Raw genomic sequence first — 16,213 nt, forward strand, 5'->3', positions numbered from 1 at the left:
CTTTAATAAACCGATAAAGAGTAAGACCGAAAATGAGGCCAGTGGGGGGACACCGGCCTCCTTCACTCAGGAGCTTGACTAGAGCGTATTAATTTCCGTTTAGAATACGTAGAACATCATCTGGGTTAGTTGTGTTCTGTAAGCATTCCACTGCTTCTTCGTCATCAAGTGAATTGGTAATAGCCATCAACACCATGTTGTGTTCATCGCCTTGTGCTGCAATACCGATAACCATCTTAGCGATATCATCTTCGTCTTCGCCCCACTGAATGCCTTCAGGGTATTGGCAGAACACGATGCCGGTTTTTTGTACGTATTGTTTTGCTTCGATTGTGCCGTGTGGTACCGCGATAGACTCGCCTAAGTAAGTAGACACAAGCTCTTCACGAGCAAACATACCGTCTACGTATTCAGGTGACACGTTGCCAAGTTTTACTAACTGGTCGCCAGCAAACTTGATAGCGTCTTCTTTCTGCGTAGCTTTAAGGCCAAGGAAGATGCTGTCGTTAGTTAGTGCAAGTTTGTTGCCTTTCTGTGTAGGATCAGCTGCAGTCACTGGCGCTTTCGCTTCGCCACTTTTTGCTTCTACAAGGTCTGCAACTAACTGGTCGTATACAGCACCATCTAAGAAGTTGTTAAGAGACATATGCATTGCACCTGGTACGGTTTTACGTGCACGGTCTGTTAGGTCTTTGTGTGTAATAACAATTTGCGAATCAGCTGGTAGATTGTTGATTGCGTAGTTGGTTACCACAATGTTCAGGCCTGCTGCTTCTACTTTTTTACGCAGTAGACCGGCACCCATTGCACTTGACCCCATACCCGCATCACACGCTACGTACACTGCTTCTACATCAGTTAGGTTCACGTTTGCACCTGATGCCGCACCTTTAGAAGACGCTTTCATGTCTTTCATTTGCGCTGATGCTTTTTCTAGTGAATCTTCGTCGTCACCTTGAGCTGCAGTCTTAAGTAGGATTGAAGCTACGATGAAAGACACAGCGGTTGATGCGATAACAGAAAGAACAACACCAACGTAAGAGCCTTTTGGCGTCATCAATAGAACTGCAAAGATAGAACCTGGAGATGCTGGAGAGATAAGGCCAGAATCAAACATTACGTTAGTGAATACACCTGTCATACCACCTGCGATAACAGCAAGAATTAGACGTGGGTTCATTAGTACGTAAGGGAAGTAAATTTCGTGGATACCACCTAGGAAGTGGATGATAGATGCGCCAGCAGCAGACTGTTTCGCACTACCTTTACCAAATACCATATAAGCAAGTAGAAGACCAAAACCAGGACCTGGGTTCGCTTCAATTAGGAAGAAAATTGAACGACCAATCTCTTCAGATTGCTGGATACCTAATGGAGAAAAGATACCGTGGTTGATTGCGTTGTTTAGGAAAAGGATTTTCGCAGGTTCAACAAAGATAGAAGCTAAAGGAAGGGCACCAGCTTCAACCATTGCGTTAACACCAGCAGCAAGAGCACCAGACAGTACTTTAACTGCAGGACCAATCACAACGAATGCGATGATTGCGCAGATCATACCGATGATGCCAGCAGAGAAGTTGTTCACTAGCATTTCGAAACCACTCTTCACTTTACCGTGAACAGCTTCATCGAATTTCTTAATTGCGATACCACCCAGTGGACCTACAATCATTGCACCCATGAACATTGGGATATCAGTACCAACGATAACACCCATTGTTGTGATAGCACCCACTACGGCACCGCGGTCGCCACCAACCATTTTACCACCGGTATAACCGATCAATAGTGGTAGTAGGTATGTGATCATTGGGCCAACCATTGATGCTAACGTTTCGTTAGGCCACCAACCCGTTGGAATGAATAGTGCAGTAATGAAACCCCACGCAATGAATGCGCCGATGTTTGGCATTACCATATTGGATAAGAAACGACCAAAGTTTTGAACCTTAATCTTTGCTTCTGGTGATAACATAGGTAGAACCCCGTAATGTATTGGTTGGTCAAATGACCGAAAGTGTGTACTCAAAAGTCGATTAAAATGTATCACAACATTTTTAAAATGCACCTCAGCCCAACTTTCGTGATAACCATCACACGCAAAAAACACTTTCGGGTTAACGAGTACACCTTAGATCACAAAAACATCATGAATTTAAATTACAAAGCCAAATTAATGAGAATAGATATCATTAACACAAGATCTAGATCACATTTTATTTTGTAATACTTAAAAATAAATAGTGATGTAAATCACACTTAATAAAATATAGCATCTGAGATCTATATAACCCGTATAAAAGAACATCGTGTTACGAATAATAAATATGCACCAAGATGGGCAAAAACCCTAAAACTGTAATTTAATTACAAATCAGGCGACATTTTGCTTAACATTCAAAATGAGAGCGAATACTCACTAAAAACATGGACCAGTGAACTGCAGTTAGTATCAACAGTTGTGTTATTGTATTTCCCTATTCTATACAACAGCCCCTCAACATTAATCAGCAGTTCTACTGCTAATTGAGAAACAGACTATGCCAGACAAGATTTCCACATCAGCACTAGCCAAACAAAAAGGGATAGAAGCAAAGGCTCTATTCAGTGATTTGAAAACAGCTGGCTATATCGTGCGTTCACAGGAGCGTTGGGTACTCACAGAACGAGGCGAAAGCTTTGGTGGGGAGTATGTCGAACACAAGAAGTTTGGTGTCTTTATTGTCTGGCCAGAAAAACTACTCATCGACCTAGATTCTTTCTCTGGAAAAACGCTAACGGCAACTCAACTAGGCAGTGCCTTTCAACTTAGCGCAAAAAAAATTAACCTGTTGCTCAGCGAGCTTGGTTGGATAACACGTGAAGAAGATGGTTGGCATGTCACCTCAACAGGCTTAAAAGCAGGCGGTGAGCAAAGGGAAGATAAAGCGACTCAAAACCTATTTGTGGTATGGCACGATTCATTGGTTCGCAATAAACGTTTGAAGCAGTCTGTTGTCGAATTTCTAGGGCATGATGCTGAAAGCCACTCTACCGATGTCTCGTTTTCTAGCTTTCGTCAGAAATTTGAGGCGAAACACCGAACCTTAGACGGACATTATGTACGTTCAAAGGGAGAGCTGATCATTGATAACTGGCTTTATATGGCGGGAGTGGTTCATGCCTATGAACGTCCGCTCCCGATATCAAAAGAAGTAATGAGCGATTTCTACCTGCCAAGCGGCAAGGTATACATTCAGTTCTGGGGAACAGATTCAGGCCCTATAGAAGAAGACAAACGAAATGCGACCAAGAAAGTTTACCAAGAGCACGGTTTTAGCTTGATTGAACTTAACCCTGAAGATATCCCAAACCTCGACAGTGTACTTCCCTCTTTATTACGCCAATATGGAATCAAAGCGTACTAACTGGCTGATTTTCGAAAACCAACACACATCCAGATCACACTAATCAAATCATTATGGACATTATTAACCATAGTGATTTGATGTGTTCGCTATTTTTCCCAAGCCAATCTTCTATTATCTTACACCCATCGACTTGAGCTACCGCAGATACTCGATTTATTGGGGCATGTTCGATAGCCATTTAAGCGTTCAGCCTTTTAGAGGCTGACTGTTCTAGAAACGACTTCTATAGAGATATAGCCTAAATGCGTTATCCGTTTATTGTTGACGTTACCGAACATAAAACCCTACAACATTTATATTGATAGATATTAGGATTCAACATGACTCATCCAATCATTTCAGATCTAAACACTCGCTACACAGCTAAAAAATACGATGCAGAAAAGCGCATCTCTGCGGAAGACATGGAAGTAATCAAAGAAGCACTTCGTTTGTCGGCTTCTTCTATCAACTCTCAGCCTTGGAAGTTCATCATCATTGAGAGCGACGCAGCAAAACAACGCTTCCACAATACTTTCGAGAACATGTTCCAGTTTAACCAACCGCATGCGAAAGAAGCGTCACATACGATCCTGTTTGCTCACGATCCTAAGTACACTAAAGAGAAATTCGCAAAGCGTGCTGACACAGAAGTAAGCTCTGGTCACCTACCCGCTGAAATGTACGAGCAGTTCTTAGGGGCTTACGCATTCGCAGAAATGAACACAGACGAAACAGGTTTCAACGGTAACTGGACTAAGTCTCAGGTGTACATCGCACTAGGTAACACAATGCACACACTGGCTCGTCTTGGTATTGCTTCAACACCGATGGAAGGCGTAGATGCCGCTATGATCGGTGAAGAGTTTGCTGACGAACTAGACGGTCACGTTGTTGATGTAGCGCTAGCAATCGGCTACCACAAAGACGGCGAAGACTATAACCACGGTAAACCAAAAGCACGTCTAGCTCTTGATGAAATCGTGACGACGCTTTAACACGTTAATTAAGATGACGAATGAATCAACAGCTATAACACGTTAAACAGTTACAACGCTTAACTGCTACAACGCTTTAATTTTTAAAACGCTTTTTCGTTTTACAAAATATAGTTTCAACAGCACTTCAGACTGTTAAATTACACTGCCTTGTTTTGGCCAGACACTCGTCTGGCCTTTTTCATGTCTGTATTTCGCATCCATCTTTTCTATCTCAGTTTTAGCCATCCCAGCCGCTTTTTAGACCATCAATACCTAATCAATCCACGTGTTCTAATTCGCGAAGCGCAGGAGTTACGCTATAATCCCCTTTGTTAAAACAGGTTCCTCACCCTGCTCTTTCTGAGCAAACATCATTAATTTTCTTGCCAAACCGCTATAAATTCACAAAGTCATAAAGACATCTAAGATTCATTTTAACCATAAAACTCAGCACGTCAAAATGACTCACCAGACAACATAAACTCCAAACAAACACATTGAAAACAGGCACTTAAAAACATGGCACAACTAGTGCAATGATGACCTTAGATATTTAAATAAGGTATTATCATTATGACTATTCACGTTAAATCAAATGTTCACTGGGTTGGCGTCCACGATTGGGAAACAGAACACTTCCATGGTAAGGAATACCACATGAACAAAGGTACCAGCTATAACTCGTACCTGATTCGTGAAGAGAAAACGGTGCTTGTTGATACCGTTGATCATCGCTTTACTGAACAATTCCTTGCAAACCTTGAGATGGAAATCGACATCAACGAGATCGACTACATCATTTGTCAGCATGCTGAAGAAGACCACTCAGGTGCCCTTTCAGCACTATTAGCCAAAATTCCAAACACACCCGTCTACTGCACAGAAGCTGGCGTTAACTCGATTGTTGGCCATCACCATCAGCCTGACTGGAACTTCCGAACCGTTAAAACAGGCGACACGCTCGATGTCGGTAACGGTAAGCAACTCATCTTTGTTGAGATGAAAATGCTGCACTGGCCAGACTCAATGGCAACATACCTCACTGGTGACGAGATCCTGTTCAGTAACGATGCGTTCGGTCAGCACTACTGTGATGAAAACCTATTCAACGATCAGCTAGACCAAGTCGAGCTTCATGATCAATGTCTGCGTTACTTCTCGAACATCCTCACACCTTTCGCGCCTTTGGTGAAAGCGAAGATAGAAGAAGTATTGAGCTTAGGTGTGCCTATCGATGTTATCGCAACCTCTCATGGCTGTATTTGGCGCGACAACGCGACGCAAATTGTTGAGCAATACTACGAGTGGTCTAAAGCCTACAAAGAAGATCGTATCACCATTGTTTACGACACCATGTCGAACAACACTCGCATGATGGCTGACGCAATCGCAAAAGGTATCCGTAAAGGCAGCCCAGAAACAGCAATCAAAGTCTTTAATATCTCTAAGCACGATAAGAATGACATCCTTGCCAATATCTTCCGTTCAAAGGGCGTGCTTGTTGGATCATCGACCATGAACAATGTGATGATGCCGCAAATCGCCGCACTACTTGAAGAAGTACACGGCCTCCGCTTTGCAGAAAAAAGAGCCGCAGCATTTGGCTCTTCAGGGTGGACTGGCGGCGCAGTAAAACGCATCGATGCTCGCTTACGTGAAGCCAACTTCGAAGTGAGCGCACCTCAGCATATTCACTGGAAACCAGATACAGACGCACTTCGCCAATGTATTGATTACGGAATGACACTTGCTGAAGTTTGGCGTGTAAATCCAGACGAAGTCAGCGCACCAAAGCAAGTATCACGCAATGTTACACCGCTTGAGGCAAACACCACTGCCGAGCTCAAAGACACGACAGAGCAAGAAACAGAAGTAGCTCAAGATAAGTCAGTACACACTGCAGACTGCACTTGCTGGCGCTGCACTGTCTGTGAATGGGTGTTCGACCCACAATTGGGTGAACCCTACCAAGGCGTTGAACCAGGAACACCTTGGGCACAAGTGCCGGATGACTTCCTTTGCCCAGAATGCCATTTAGGCAAAGAAGTGTTTGTGGAGAAGTAATATGGACAACATTGTTATTGTGGGCGCTGGTTTCGCTGCCTTACAAACCATAAAGATGATCCGTAAAACTGACCCAAATATCGCTATTACAATGGTCACTGCTGATGCGGGTATTGAATACAGTAAGCCGAATCTTTCGCATGTATTCAGTCAAGCTCAAACACCTCAGCAACTTGCGATCAATACTGCTCAACAATTAGCTGAGCTGCATAACGTTGTCATTAAAACCAACGTTTGGGTAAACGAGATTAACACCGAGCAACAGTTTATTGTCGCTGGCGATGATGTCATCCCATACTCAAAACTAGTGCTGGCGACCGGTGCTACGCCTTTCATACCTGCTGCTGAGGGGTTGAGTGTTCAGGCAACGATTACTCTCAATAGCTTGGAAGAGTTCGAAAAACACAAAGCTCAGATCGACGCTGCGCAACGAATCACCGTTATCGGTGGCGGGCTCATTGGCGTCGAGTTAGCTTTCGACCTTCAAACTGCGGGGAAAAGTGTCACGATCATTGAACCAGCAAGTTATCTATTAGGTAGTTTGGTGCCACCTTTTATCTCTTTAGAACTGGAACGAGAGCTTCGTAAAGCCGGTGTGACAGTTGAGACGGATGCAATGGTAAGCCATGCCACCTATCTCGCTGACGGAGTAAGGTTACAAACGACCTCTTCTCGATTAATCAAAACCGATGTGGTCATCGCTGCAGCTGGGTTAATGCCAAATACAGCACTCGCGCAACAGACAGGAATGGCAGTGAACAGAGGTATCATCGTTGATGAAGCAATGAGAACTAACATCAAAAATGTCTATGCCATTGGGGACTGTGCTGAGATTCAAGGACGAGTAATGGCTTACCTGCAACCCGCGATATTAGCGGCCAACGTATTAGCGAAACAACTCACTACGGGTGAAGGAAAGCTAAGCTTGCCGCATATTATGACTAAAGTGAAAACGCCTAGTTATCCGATTCAACTGGCAGGCCGTGATATTCAAACTGCTCAGAGTTGGGAGACTCGGTTTGATCCAAAAGGGATTGTCGCCAAAGGTTTTAATGAGGCAAACCAACTCGTCGGATTCATTGTCACAGGGGAACACACTAAAGCAGCATTTCCTCTGCTTAAAGAACTACAGACCAGCTCACCGACATAAGATAAAATCTATAAGTTCGTATACGCTAGACAATAAAAAAGCCAGTCAACAGACTGGCTTTCTTGTATTCATCTTAGTGCGATTAGCTCATCGCATTTAAGCAAAGGCGAACATTAACCGATAAACGAGATGTAACCTTGAAGGATGATCAGGTTAACGATATCGATAAAGAAGGCACCAACGATTGGCACAACCATGAAGGCTTGTGGCGACGGACCGAATCGGTTCACCAAAGAACCCATGTTCATTACCGCTGTTGGTGTTGCACCTAGGCCGAAACCACAGTGACCACCCGCCATAACCGCTGCGTCGTAGTTAGAACCCATTACTTTGAACGTCACAAAGTAAGAGAAGATACCCAACACCACAGCCTGAACCGCAAGGATAGCCAAGAACGGAATCGCAAGGTCAAAGATGTTCCAAAGCTTAAGGCTCATTAATGCCATCGCTAAGAACAACGACAATGACACCGTACCAAGAATATCGACCGTTTCGCTGTCCGTCTTATGCAGCTTAGTCACTTCGAACACGTTCGTGATGAACACACCGATAAACAGCGCGTAAACGAAGTCTGGAATCATCAACCAAGAAATTTCAAAAGTCGCTACCCACTGCTCTAAATATTTCGCACCCGTAATACAGATAAGAAGAATGAACAATACTTCAATCACCTTCTTCGCTGTCACCTTGTCTTCTTCGTACTCGTTGTAAGTAACAAGTTCCGGGAAACGTTCGTGGGTTTGCGTGCCAGTGCCGTACTCAGATTCAAGCTGGTTTTTATCAATCAACTTTTGAGCGACGGGGCTACCGATAATACCACCGATAATCAAACCAAAGGTCGCTGAAGCCATCGCGATTTCGAGAGTATTCGCAATGCCAAACGTGTCTGCAAAGGTTTGAGACCAAGCTGCGCCCGTACCGTGGCCACCAGAAAGCGTGATAGAGCCAGCAATCAAACCCATTAAGGGTTCAAGGCCTAGAGCCGTCGCAAGTGTTACGCCCACACCGTTTTGGATAATGATGTAAACCGAAGCCACCCCTAAAAATAGGAATACTTTGGCACCACCTTTCATCAGCTGTGTGTAGTTCGCCGCAAGACCAACCGTTGCAAAGAACATCAACATGAAAGTGTTCTGCAAGGGCAAAGAAAATTCAAGATCAAGGCCATTAAAGTGCAGGGCTGTAATAGCAAAAGCGACAATCAAGCCGCCGACAATGGGCTCTGGAATATTGTACTTTTTGAGAACCGGAAGCTTTGCATTGACGAAATGACCTAGAAACAAAACACTAATCGCGATTAGGAAGGATTCTAGTGGTCCAATTGAAATTAATTGATTCATATAACCTCTATTTTTTTACGTTCTCATCTTCCTTAATGAGTCTAGTTTTATCTGTAATTATCTGTGCTGCTCTACCTATATTTATACAAACTGGAGAGAAATTGTAGATTCGAAAAGCGAACACATTACTGCGTTCACTTGGTGCCATGTTAGTGACACGTTAACTTTTATAGGAGATAAAAGGATTTGTGACAAAAATCACCTCCAAAAAGTTGATAACGGCGTGAGTATCCTTGCCGCTAACTCTGCTTTTTTAATACCTAAAAAAGCAAAAAGGAGCTATTACTAGCTCCTCTTTCATCACCATCACTGGTAATTAGAATTTTTTCGGTGCGTAACCAGTCATAACCTCAATGCGAAGCTCTTTACCGATCTTCGTCATTGGGTGAACAATTACGAGCCCTTTTACAGACTTCTTAAGTTTACCCATATCCGCTTGCTCAGCTTTTGTAATCTCACGGCTAAATGGCATATCAACCAAAGACTTACGCTCTTGATTTACATCGAAGCTTTCTTTGTGTTTCAACTGAGCAATTTTCTTGGTTAGCTTCTTAATCTCGTCTTCAAATTGACGAACAACAGGACGATCATTACGAGTTTTAGCAGCCGCTAACTTGTTGCGACATTTGTCTAGACGGTTGTTAATTTGTTGAAGTTCGTTTTTAACACTCATAATAATTTCCTAAGATTTAACAAGCCAATTCGGATTGGGGCGCGGAGTATAGCACAAGGGTTCACTTGAACCGAAATTTATCTATCAATTACCAACAGAAACGAATCACATCACCGCTGGTCATTCAGCTCGCCAATTCTTTGTAGCCGAACCTCAAAGTGGGTCACTCATTAATCAGCTCGTGTCGACTTCAAAAATTGCTGTCCTCGATGCTTCAAAATTCAGTCTAAACTTGTAATCTAACCACAGTAAATAACTCAAACAGCTTAAACAGCTTAAGGTACATAACTTGGATCGCGTAACTTGAGTTACATGACTTAGGGGGATCACCTTAACACCGAGCCTGACTCGCCGCATAATCACAAGGATAGCCGATGACATTATTGAAACGAACACTGGCCTACAGCCTAGCCCTTAGCTCAGTGTTTGCCGCCACTTATGCATCTAGTGAACAAACAACCCAAAGTAACCTGATCGTTAAGTTCTCTTCACCACAAAATACTGAAGAAGAGCAGCTCAAACGTGAAATTCAAAACAGTGGCGTCAATGACACTGTGATTGACCTGTCAAACCAACTCTTCATGTTTGAAAAGCCATTAACCATTCAATACGGCGGGGAAGAAGGTCCACTCTACGATCCACAAACGCATCAAGTGCTTATCCCGTATAGCTTCTACTCTGAGTCGCTTAATTACTTTGAAAAGAATCAATACGAAAAAGAGTATGGGAAGACCGCGCAAACTGGTGCTATCGATACCTTGCTTCATACTCTACTGCACGAAGCTGGGCACGCTTATATCGAAGACCAGAATATTGCCATACTGGGCAAAGAAGAAGATGCCGTTGATAACCTCGCGACAATGCTTTTACTTAACTACGTAGAACATGGAGGTGATGCCGCAATCAGCGCCGCTGACATGTTCGCTTTCGAGTCAGAAGACCGCCCTGAGTATTACGACTTGGGTGAATACATTGATGAGCACAGTTTTGATCTACAGCGCTACTTCTCCACATTATGCTTGGTGTATGGCAGCGATCCGGATGCCTACAAGAACTTGCTCGATGAAGTAGAAAACGACTATTTGAAAGATAGGAAAGAGTTCTGTGTTGAGCACTTTGATGTCATCAATGCCAACTGGCACCGTTACCTAAAAGAGAACGACGAGAGCTAATGGTTTAACCTTCTCTAACGGTCTTCTTCAATAACAAGCGGCTTAGTGTTTTTCTAAAGCCGCTCTCAGTAATCTATAAATCCAAGATTTGAAGTGGAATATATCTTAGTCCTGCGACCTTAGACCTTAGACCTTAGACCTTCACTTTATACTTCAGGTCTTGGGCTTCATCACCGGTCATGCCTCGAAATCCCCAACAGTGTGCAGGCTGTTCCTTGATGGTTATTTCGATATCAATAGGAGAGATAGCTAACTGCCTCTCTATCTCAGAAAATATCTTCTTAATTAAGCGCTTCTTGGTATTGACCGCTCGACCTTCCATCATATTGATCTCTATAACGGTATAGGCTTCTGTTCTTCCTTCTGGATAAAAGAAATCATCTCGCTCCAATGGTACAAATCGATGCGCTCGCTTGTCATCGGGTAAACCCATTTCACTGTTTAAGCACTGTTGCAACACATTAGAGAGCTGCAACTTAATTGGATTCAAGCACTCTTTGATACCATATATAACAATCATGACCATTCCTTTGATGCGATGTCAGGTAAAGAAGAAGGATAGATAGAAGCATCGTTTGGCGACCACCCATCCGCTTACTATTCGTACATATATTACCTAATGACGCGTATGAAAGAAGGTAAAAACAATGAATTTATGAGCATGTGCAACAAAAAACAATCTGCTTTGGCTCATGTCTGTAGCTCATCACCCAATAACAACCACAATCAATTGATCGAACACCACCGACTCCGCGTATATCTTCTCAAATTAAATTTGAACTAAGGAGTGCTATGTGCCGAATTCATCGAGCCAGATCACACGGCCAGACGCCGAACCAGAGGCACTCGTAGAGTCTTCTCTCGAGCTCGCCGTATTTCCCCTTCCGATATTCCTTCTGCCCGGAGGTCGACAGAGGCTACGCATCTTTGAACCAAAATATCTTGCTATGGTTGCACATGCGGCCCAAGGAGACGGGTTCATTATTGCCACCCAAGACAGCACCAACTCTGAACATCTCAGTTCTTGGGGAACCAAAGTGTCCATCGTTGATTTCAACATGTCTGACGACCAAATTTTGGAAATCGATGTCGAAGGCCAACAGCTGGTTCAGCTTCACGGACCATTTCGAGACGACGATGACCTGATAAAAAGCCAGTTCAGGTTGTTACCTCATTGGCCAGATCTAGAATGCAAAGTACCGAACGTATTTACTGCATTCTTAGTACAGCTGTTTCGAGACCACGATTCAATCAGAACGCTCTACCCCACTCCAGACTTCGAAAGCCCACGATGGATTTGTGCGCGATTACTCGAAATGATGCCTATCCCATTGGAAAAGAAAACAGAATTTACCGAACCCGCTAGCTTTCCTTCTTTAGTTCCTTTTTTGAATCAAATCATTACGGGGCAATAAGCACTTTTCTTCACTATAATTTTGTATAGTGGAAATTAATTTAAATTAAAGTGATCCCGACCTTCTCCTTTCACGTAGTGTCACTCAAATTCGCATGATGGTTAAGTACTATGCAAGTCGAAAGCAGAAGTTCAGGGAACGGCAAGGAGCATGTCATTATTCCCGACAACAAATTACCTAATGAAAATAAGGTACCTAAAGAGCTCTCAAGCTGGTTGATTTTGGTTGGTTCAGACCGAGACAAACAAGCCTTCACCTGTTTGTTCAAGTTCTTCGCACCTAAGATCAAGCGTTTTGGAATCAGTAAGTTGGGCAGCGAAGCTGCTGCAAACGAGCTAGTTCAAGACACGATGACTAACGTTTGGAAGAAAGCGCATCTCTACAACGAAGAGAAAGGCGCTGGGACTACTTGGGTCTATACCGTGATGCGAAATGCAGCCTTCGACATGCTGCGAAAGGTGAAAGCAAAAGCAGAACAAACAATCGCTGACGACATTTGGCCAATAGATGCAATGGTCGCGGAATCTCAAAGCGATGAATTACCGTTTGGTGATCATTTGATGAGCCGCCATGTAATGACTCAAATAGAGAAGCTGCCTTTGGCTCAGAAAACGATTGTCAAAGGCGTTTACTTTCAGGAGTTGTCACAAGAGCAACTCGCTCAACAACTCGGCGTCCCACTTGGAACCGTGAAATCACGTCTGAGACTCGCTTTAGCCAAACTTAAGGTTCACATGGGGGAACAAGATCATGATTAAACATCACCCAAATGCCGCAATTTTGAAAGATTTTGTCGATGGAACACTCGCAGACTCAGTTTCTTTGATTGTCTCTAGCCATGTAGAACTGTGTGAACACTGCCAACAACAAGTAAGCATGCTGACGGCGCAAGCTGCTGACTCAGTCTTTGAAAGCGATACATCTGCCTTTGAAAGTGATACCTCAGGGCTTCAACTTTCTGACAGCAAAATGGATGCGTTCCTATCCGATGATGGAGAGTTTGATTTTGATGCGATTGCTCAAATCACTGCTGATTCATCTCAAGCTATCGAAGTGACACCCGAAGTTCAGCAAGTTACGGTTGCAGACACCACGTTCACTATTCCTCGCGCGTTGAATTCAGTGGCGAGAAAAGACTGGATGAACTTAGGCAAAATTTCGCGAGCGCGACTCGATTTTGACGACGAAGCACACCACACCAGTTTGCTGCACATCGACAAAGATGGACAAGTGCCATGCCACACCCACAAAGGCTTTGAGATTACGCTTCTTTTAGAAGGCAGTTTCGAAGATGAAATGGGAGTCTACAACAAAGGCGATTTCATCTGGTTAGATGGTGACCACACTCACCAACCAGCCACCAAAGAAGGTTGTGTGTGTTTAACTGTTTCAAGTGATGCGCTTTACTTCACAAAAGGTGTGAGCCAGTTATTCAATCCACTCGGTAAATATATCTATTAACCCAGTTGCACGCTATAAATATACAGGATGGCATGAAGTTATCCTGTATATCGTCAAATACATCTGGCTTAAAACATCAACGGTGTTGAGACTTAAAACACACCCGGCTCTGTAAGTACGATTAGCAATGTTGAAATATAATAAATAGCTCAAAGCAAGAGCAAAGGAGTTGGCCAATGGAAAAGAAAATTAAAATAGGCATTAGTGCTTGTGTTGCAGGACATAAGGTACGTTTCGATACAGGTCACAAACGCTCTCGTTTTTGTACAGATGACCTTGCAGATTATGTTGAACTAGAACCAGTATGCCCAGAAATGGCAGTGGGTCTTCCAACACCTCGCCCAACCATTCGCCAAGTTCGTCAGCTAGACAATATCATTCACGTTTCTAGACCTGACGGTTCTGGTGATGTGACCAATGATCTGATCGAGTTTGGACAAAACTATTCAAAGAGCAACCAGCACATCGCAGGATTCATTGTGTGTCAAAAAAGCCCAACCTGCGGTATGGAGCGCGTTAAGGTGTATCACCACCACGGTCGCGGATCTGAATCGACTGGCGTAGGCATGTTCACCCAACAAATTATGGACGGTAACCCGTTACTTCCCGTTGAAGAAAATGGTCGCCTCAATGACCCTATTTTGCGCGAAAACTTCATGACACGTGTCTTCACTTATCAGAAGTGGCTCAACCTTGTTGACGAAGGCGTAACTAAACACAAGCTGATTCAATTCCACAGCGCTCACAAGTACTTGGTAATGTGTCACCACATTGAAGGCTATAAGAAACTTGGGAAATTATTAGCAAGCAACGATCTTGAAATCGATGAGTTGGCAAAACAATATATTGAAGGCTTGATGACGGCATTATCTCACCACGCGAACCGTGGTAGCCACGCCAATACTCTGCATCATTTGCAAGGTTACTTTAAGAAACAATTGAGCAGCGCGCACAAGCAAGAGCTTACCAATCAGATTTCATCATTCAGAGAAGGTCTTGTTCCTCTGTTAGTTCCACTCACACTGATCAATCACTACTTGATGGAATACCCAAACGAGTACCTTGAATCACAGGTTTACCTAAACCCGCACCCACAAGAACTTAAGCTGAGATACGGATATTGAGCGACATTCTATGGATAAGACGAGACCTGAGGATTCACGATAACCCAGCGCTCGTCTCTGCAGTTGAAAACGGCGCCTCTATCGCCGTTTTTATTTCAACGCCACTGCAATGGCAGCAACACCACCTTGCGCCAATCAAAGCCGATTTAATCTATCGTCACCTGCAGCAACTTGAATCCCAACTCGCTGAATTTGGGATCGATCTTCTGCACCTCAAAGCCCGCGATTTTGACGACCAAGCCGCACAACTCACTCATCTATACAAACAGCTTGATGCGACGTGTGTTTACGCCAATTCTGAGCCTGAAGTAGACGAGCAGTTACGTGACAAACGCTTAATCGCTAGCGGTATAAAACTGAAGATAACCGACTGCGATACGATTCTGCCATTAGGTAGCGTGCTGAATAAACAAGGCGAGATGTTCAAGGTTTTCACACCTTTCAAAAACGCATGGTTAAAAGAAGTGCAAGCGAAAGGCATCATTTGCAGCCACGCTCCAGTGCATTCAACAGGATCAGCGCAAGCAGGTTCATCTGAAACGGATTCGCTTCAGAATCCATCACAACTGAAACAATCGTTAAGTGGTTTTTCTGGCGAGTACGATTTCGACTTTCCGCGTGTTGATTCAAGCCGTTGGCCATTAAGCCAAGATGTGCTGGGCAATGTGATTCCCAATTTCTTAGCCAATAAAGTTAATGACTATTCTCGCCTTAGAGACATTCCATCGTTAAAAGGCACGTCTGGCCTTTCTCCTTACTTGGCGATTGGCGCTGTGAGCCCACGTTGGTTAGCGATTCAGTTGATACAGCAACAACCCGATTTGTTGTTTGACACACAACTACCAGCCTTTTCTTGGCTTAATGAATTGATTTGGCGAGATTTTTATAAGCATTTGATGTTCCATCATCCTAAACTGGTTAAAGGTGCGAACTTTCAGCAGAAATACAACGGCTTAGATTGGTATCACGACAACCCTAGCTTCAAGGCGTGGTGCGAAGGAAAAACCGGATATCCATTGGTTGATGCAGCAATGCGTCAATTAGTTGAGACAGGCTGGATGCACAACAGGCTCAGAATGGTGGTGGCAAGCTTCCTAACCAAGCACCTGCTGATCGATTGGCGTTGGGGTGAGCGTTTCTTTATGTCGCACCTTATCGATGGTGATTTCAGCGCGAATAATGGTGGCTGGCAGTGGGCTTCAAGTACGGGCTGTGATGCTCAACCTTACTTCCGAATTTTCAATCCAATCACTCAGAGTGAAAAGTTTGATCCAAAAGGAATTTTTATTCGTAAGTACATACCAGAGCTGCAAAATATCCCAGATAAGCATGTGCATTTCCCACATGACTTTATCGCTAAAAACGGATTAGACAGCGAATACTGGCAACCCATCGTTGAGCATAAAGAAGCACGATTGAGAGCCTTAGCCTTCTTCAAATAATTA

General features: G+C 43.7%; 14 protein-coding genes. 10 read left to right on the plus strand and 4 right to left on the minus strand.

The annotated features are described in order from the left end of the window. Nucleotides 1-88 precede the first annotated feature (88 nt). The gene (locus AC3CIA_RS18540) at nucleotides 89-1,975 is read right to left on the minus strand and encodes a PTS mannitol transporter subunit IICBA (RefSeq protein ID WP_488519479.1); all 1,887 of its coding nucleotides are present in this window, start codon (nucleotides 1,973-1,975) and stop codon (nucleotides 89-91) included. Between the two features lie 565 nt (nucleotides 1,976-2,540). Between AC3CIA_RS18540 and AC3CIA_RS18545 the strand changes: the two genes are divergently transcribed. The 4 genes from AC3CIA_RS18545 (at nucleotide 2,541) to norW (ending at nucleotide 7,583) form a co-directional block, all read left to right on the plus strand. Continuing rightward, nucleotides 2,541-3,407: a hypothetical protein gene (locus AC3CIA_RS18545; protein ID WP_009846100.1), complete on the plus strand. Its 867-nt coding sequence runs from the start codon at nucleotides 2,541-2,543 to the stop codon at nucleotides 3,405-3,407. A gap of 323 nt (nucleotides 3,408-3,730) precedes the next feature. Next, a complete protein-coding gene (locus tag AC3CIA_RS18550) occupies nucleotides 3,731-4,387 on the plus strand; it encodes an NAD(P)H-dependent oxidoreductase (protein ID WP_009846099.1) in 657 nt (218 codons plus the stop codon). Nucleotides 4,388-4,942: 555 nt separating this feature from the next. Then, nucleotides 4,943-6,433: an anaerobic nitric oxide reductase flavorubredoxin gene (norV, locus tag AC3CIA_RS18555; RefSeq protein ID WP_488519480.1), complete on the plus strand. Its 1,491-nt coding sequence runs from the start codon at nucleotides 4,943-4,945 to the stop codon at nucleotides 6,431-6,433. A 1-nt stretch (nucleotide 6,434) separates the two neighbouring features. Continuing rightward, nucleotides 6,435-7,583: an NADH:flavorubredoxin reductase NorW gene (norW, locus tag AC3CIA_RS18560; RefSeq protein WP_488519481.1), complete on the plus strand. Its 1,149-nt coding sequence runs from the start codon at nucleotides 6,435-6,437 to the stop codon at nucleotides 7,581-7,583. A gap of 113 nt (nucleotides 7,584-7,696) precedes the next feature. On the opposite strand, the gene gltS is transcribed toward norW, so the two are convergent. Together gltS and AC3CIA_RS18570 are read right to left on the minus strand one after the other, a co-directional pair. Beyond that, the gene (gltS, locus tag AC3CIA_RS18565; protein WP_048660602.1) at nucleotides 7,697-8,923 is read right to left on the minus strand and encodes a sodium/glutamate symporter; all 1,227 of its coding nucleotides are present in this window, start codon (nucleotides 8,921-8,923) and stop codon (nucleotides 7,697-7,699) included. 316 nt (nucleotides 8,924-9,239) lie between these two features. After that, the gene (locus AC3CIA_RS18570; protein WP_004732722.1) at nucleotides 9,240-9,596 is read right to left on the minus strand and encodes a YibL family ribosome-associated protein; all 357 of its coding nucleotides are present in this window, start codon (nucleotides 9,594-9,596) and stop codon (nucleotides 9,240-9,242) included. A gap of 374 nt (nucleotides 9,597-9,970) precedes the next feature. Here AC3CIA_RS18570 and AC3CIA_RS18575 point away from each other — a divergent pair, with 374 nt between their 5' ends. Then, nucleotides 9,971-10,768: a DUF4344 domain-containing metallopeptidase gene (locus AC3CIA_RS18575; RefSeq protein ID WP_488519482.1), complete on the plus strand. Its 798-nt coding sequence runs from the start codon at nucleotides 9,971-9,973 to the stop codon at nucleotides 10,766-10,768. Between the two features lie 133 nt (nucleotides 10,769-10,901). On the opposite strand, the gene AC3CIA_RS18580 is transcribed toward AC3CIA_RS18575, so the two are convergent. After that, nucleotides 10,902-11,288: a tautomerase family protein gene (locus tag AC3CIA_RS18580; protein ID WP_065206470.1), complete on the minus strand. Its 387-nt coding sequence runs from the start codon at nucleotides 11,286-11,288 to the stop codon at nucleotides 10,902-10,904. Nucleotides 11,289-11,562: 274 nt separating this feature from the next. Between AC3CIA_RS18580 and AC3CIA_RS18585 the strand changes: the two genes are divergently transcribed. The 5 genes from AC3CIA_RS18585 to phrB all read left to right on the plus strand — a co-directional run bounded on the left by AC3CIA_RS18585 (nucleotide 11,563) and on the right by phrB (nucleotide 16,210). Beyond that, on the plus strand, nucleotides 11,563-12,183 hold the full coding sequence (locus AC3CIA_RS18585) for an LON peptidase substrate-binding domain-containing protein (protein ID WP_114634375.1): 621 nt from the start codon (nucleotides 11,563-11,565) through the stop codon (nucleotides 12,181-12,183). Between the two features lie 110 nt (nucleotides 12,184-12,293). Then, entirely contained in the window at nucleotides 12,294-12,941 is a 648-nt protein-coding gene (locus AC3CIA_RS18590) for a sigma-70 family RNA polymerase sigma factor (protein ID WP_488519483.1), read from the plus strand. Next, nucleotides 12,934-13,644 (plus strand): ChrR family anti-sigma-E factor, encoded by a 711-nt coding sequence (locus tag AC3CIA_RS18595; protein ID WP_488519484.1) that lies wholly within the window; start codon nucleotides 12,934-12,936, stop codon nucleotides 13,642-13,644. The genes AC3CIA_RS18590 and AC3CIA_RS18595 overlap by 8 nt, the downstream gene beginning before the upstream one ends. Nucleotides 13,645-13,820: 176 nt before the next feature. After that, nucleotides 13,821-14,768, plus strand: coding sequence for a YbgA family protein (locus AC3CIA_RS18600; RefSeq protein WP_488519485.1), 948 nt, complete (start codon nucleotides 13,821-13,823; stop codon nucleotides 14,766-14,768). After that, nucleotides 14,765-16,210, plus strand: coding sequence for a deoxyribodipyrimidine photo-lyase (gene phrB / locus AC3CIA_RS18605; protein ID WP_488519486.1), 1,446 nt, complete (start codon nucleotides 14,765-14,767; stop codon nucleotides 16,208-16,210). The genes AC3CIA_RS18600 and phrB overlap by 4 nt, the downstream gene beginning before the upstream one ends. Nucleotides 16,211-16,213 lie beyond the last annotated feature (3 nt).

It is taken from the genome of Vibrio sp. QJM3NY_27, from assembly GCF_057785955.1.

Bases quoted from the DNA above. Each gene is read 5' to 3' on its own strand.
- AC3CIA_RS18545 (WP_009846100.1), top strand. From the start codon at position 2,541: ATGCCAGACAAGATTTCCACATCAGCACTAGCCAAACAAAAAGGGATA.
- AC3CIA_RS18575 (WP_488519482.1), top strand. From the start codon at position 9,971: ATGACATTATTGAAACGAACACTGGCCTACAGCCTAGCCCTTAGCTCA.
- AC3CIA_RS18590 (WP_488519483.1), top strand. From the start codon at position 12,294: ATGCAAGTCGAAAGCAGAAGTTCAGGGAACGGCAAGGAGCATGTCATT.
- AC3CIA_RS18600 (WP_488519485.1), top strand. From the start codon at position 13,821: ATGGAAAAGAAAATTAAAATAGGCATTAGTGCTTGTGTTGCAGGACAT.
- AC3CIA_RS18540 (WP_488519479.1), bottom strand. From the start codon at position 1,975: ATGTTATCACCAGAAGCAAAGATTAAGGTTCAAAACTTTGGTCGTTTC.
- norV (WP_488519480.1), top strand. From the start codon at position 4,943: ATGACTATTCACGTTAAATCAAATGTTCACTGGGTTGGCGTCCACGAT.
- AC3CIA_RS18570 (WP_004732722.1), bottom strand. From the start codon at position 9,596: ATGAGTGTTAAAAACGAACTTCAACAAATTAACAACCGTCTAGACAAA.
- norW (WP_488519481.1), top strand. From the start codon at position 6,435: ATGGACAACATTGTTATTGTGGGCGCTGGTTTCGCTGCCTTACAAACC.
- AC3CIA_RS18595 (WP_488519484.1), top strand. From the start codon at position 12,934: ATGATTAAACATCACCCAAATGCCGCAATTTTGAAAGATTTTGTCGAT.
- gltS (WP_048660602.1), bottom strand. From the start codon at position 8,923: ATGAATCAATTAATTTCAATTGGACCACTAGAATCCTTCCTAATCGCG.
- AC3CIA_RS18550 (WP_009846099.1), top strand. From the start codon at position 3,731: ATGACTCATCCAATCATTTCAGATCTAAACACTCGCTACACAGCTAAA.
- AC3CIA_RS18580 (WP_065206470.1), bottom strand. From the start codon at position 11,288: ATGATTGTTATATATGGTATCAAAGAGTGCTTGAATCCAATTAAGTTG.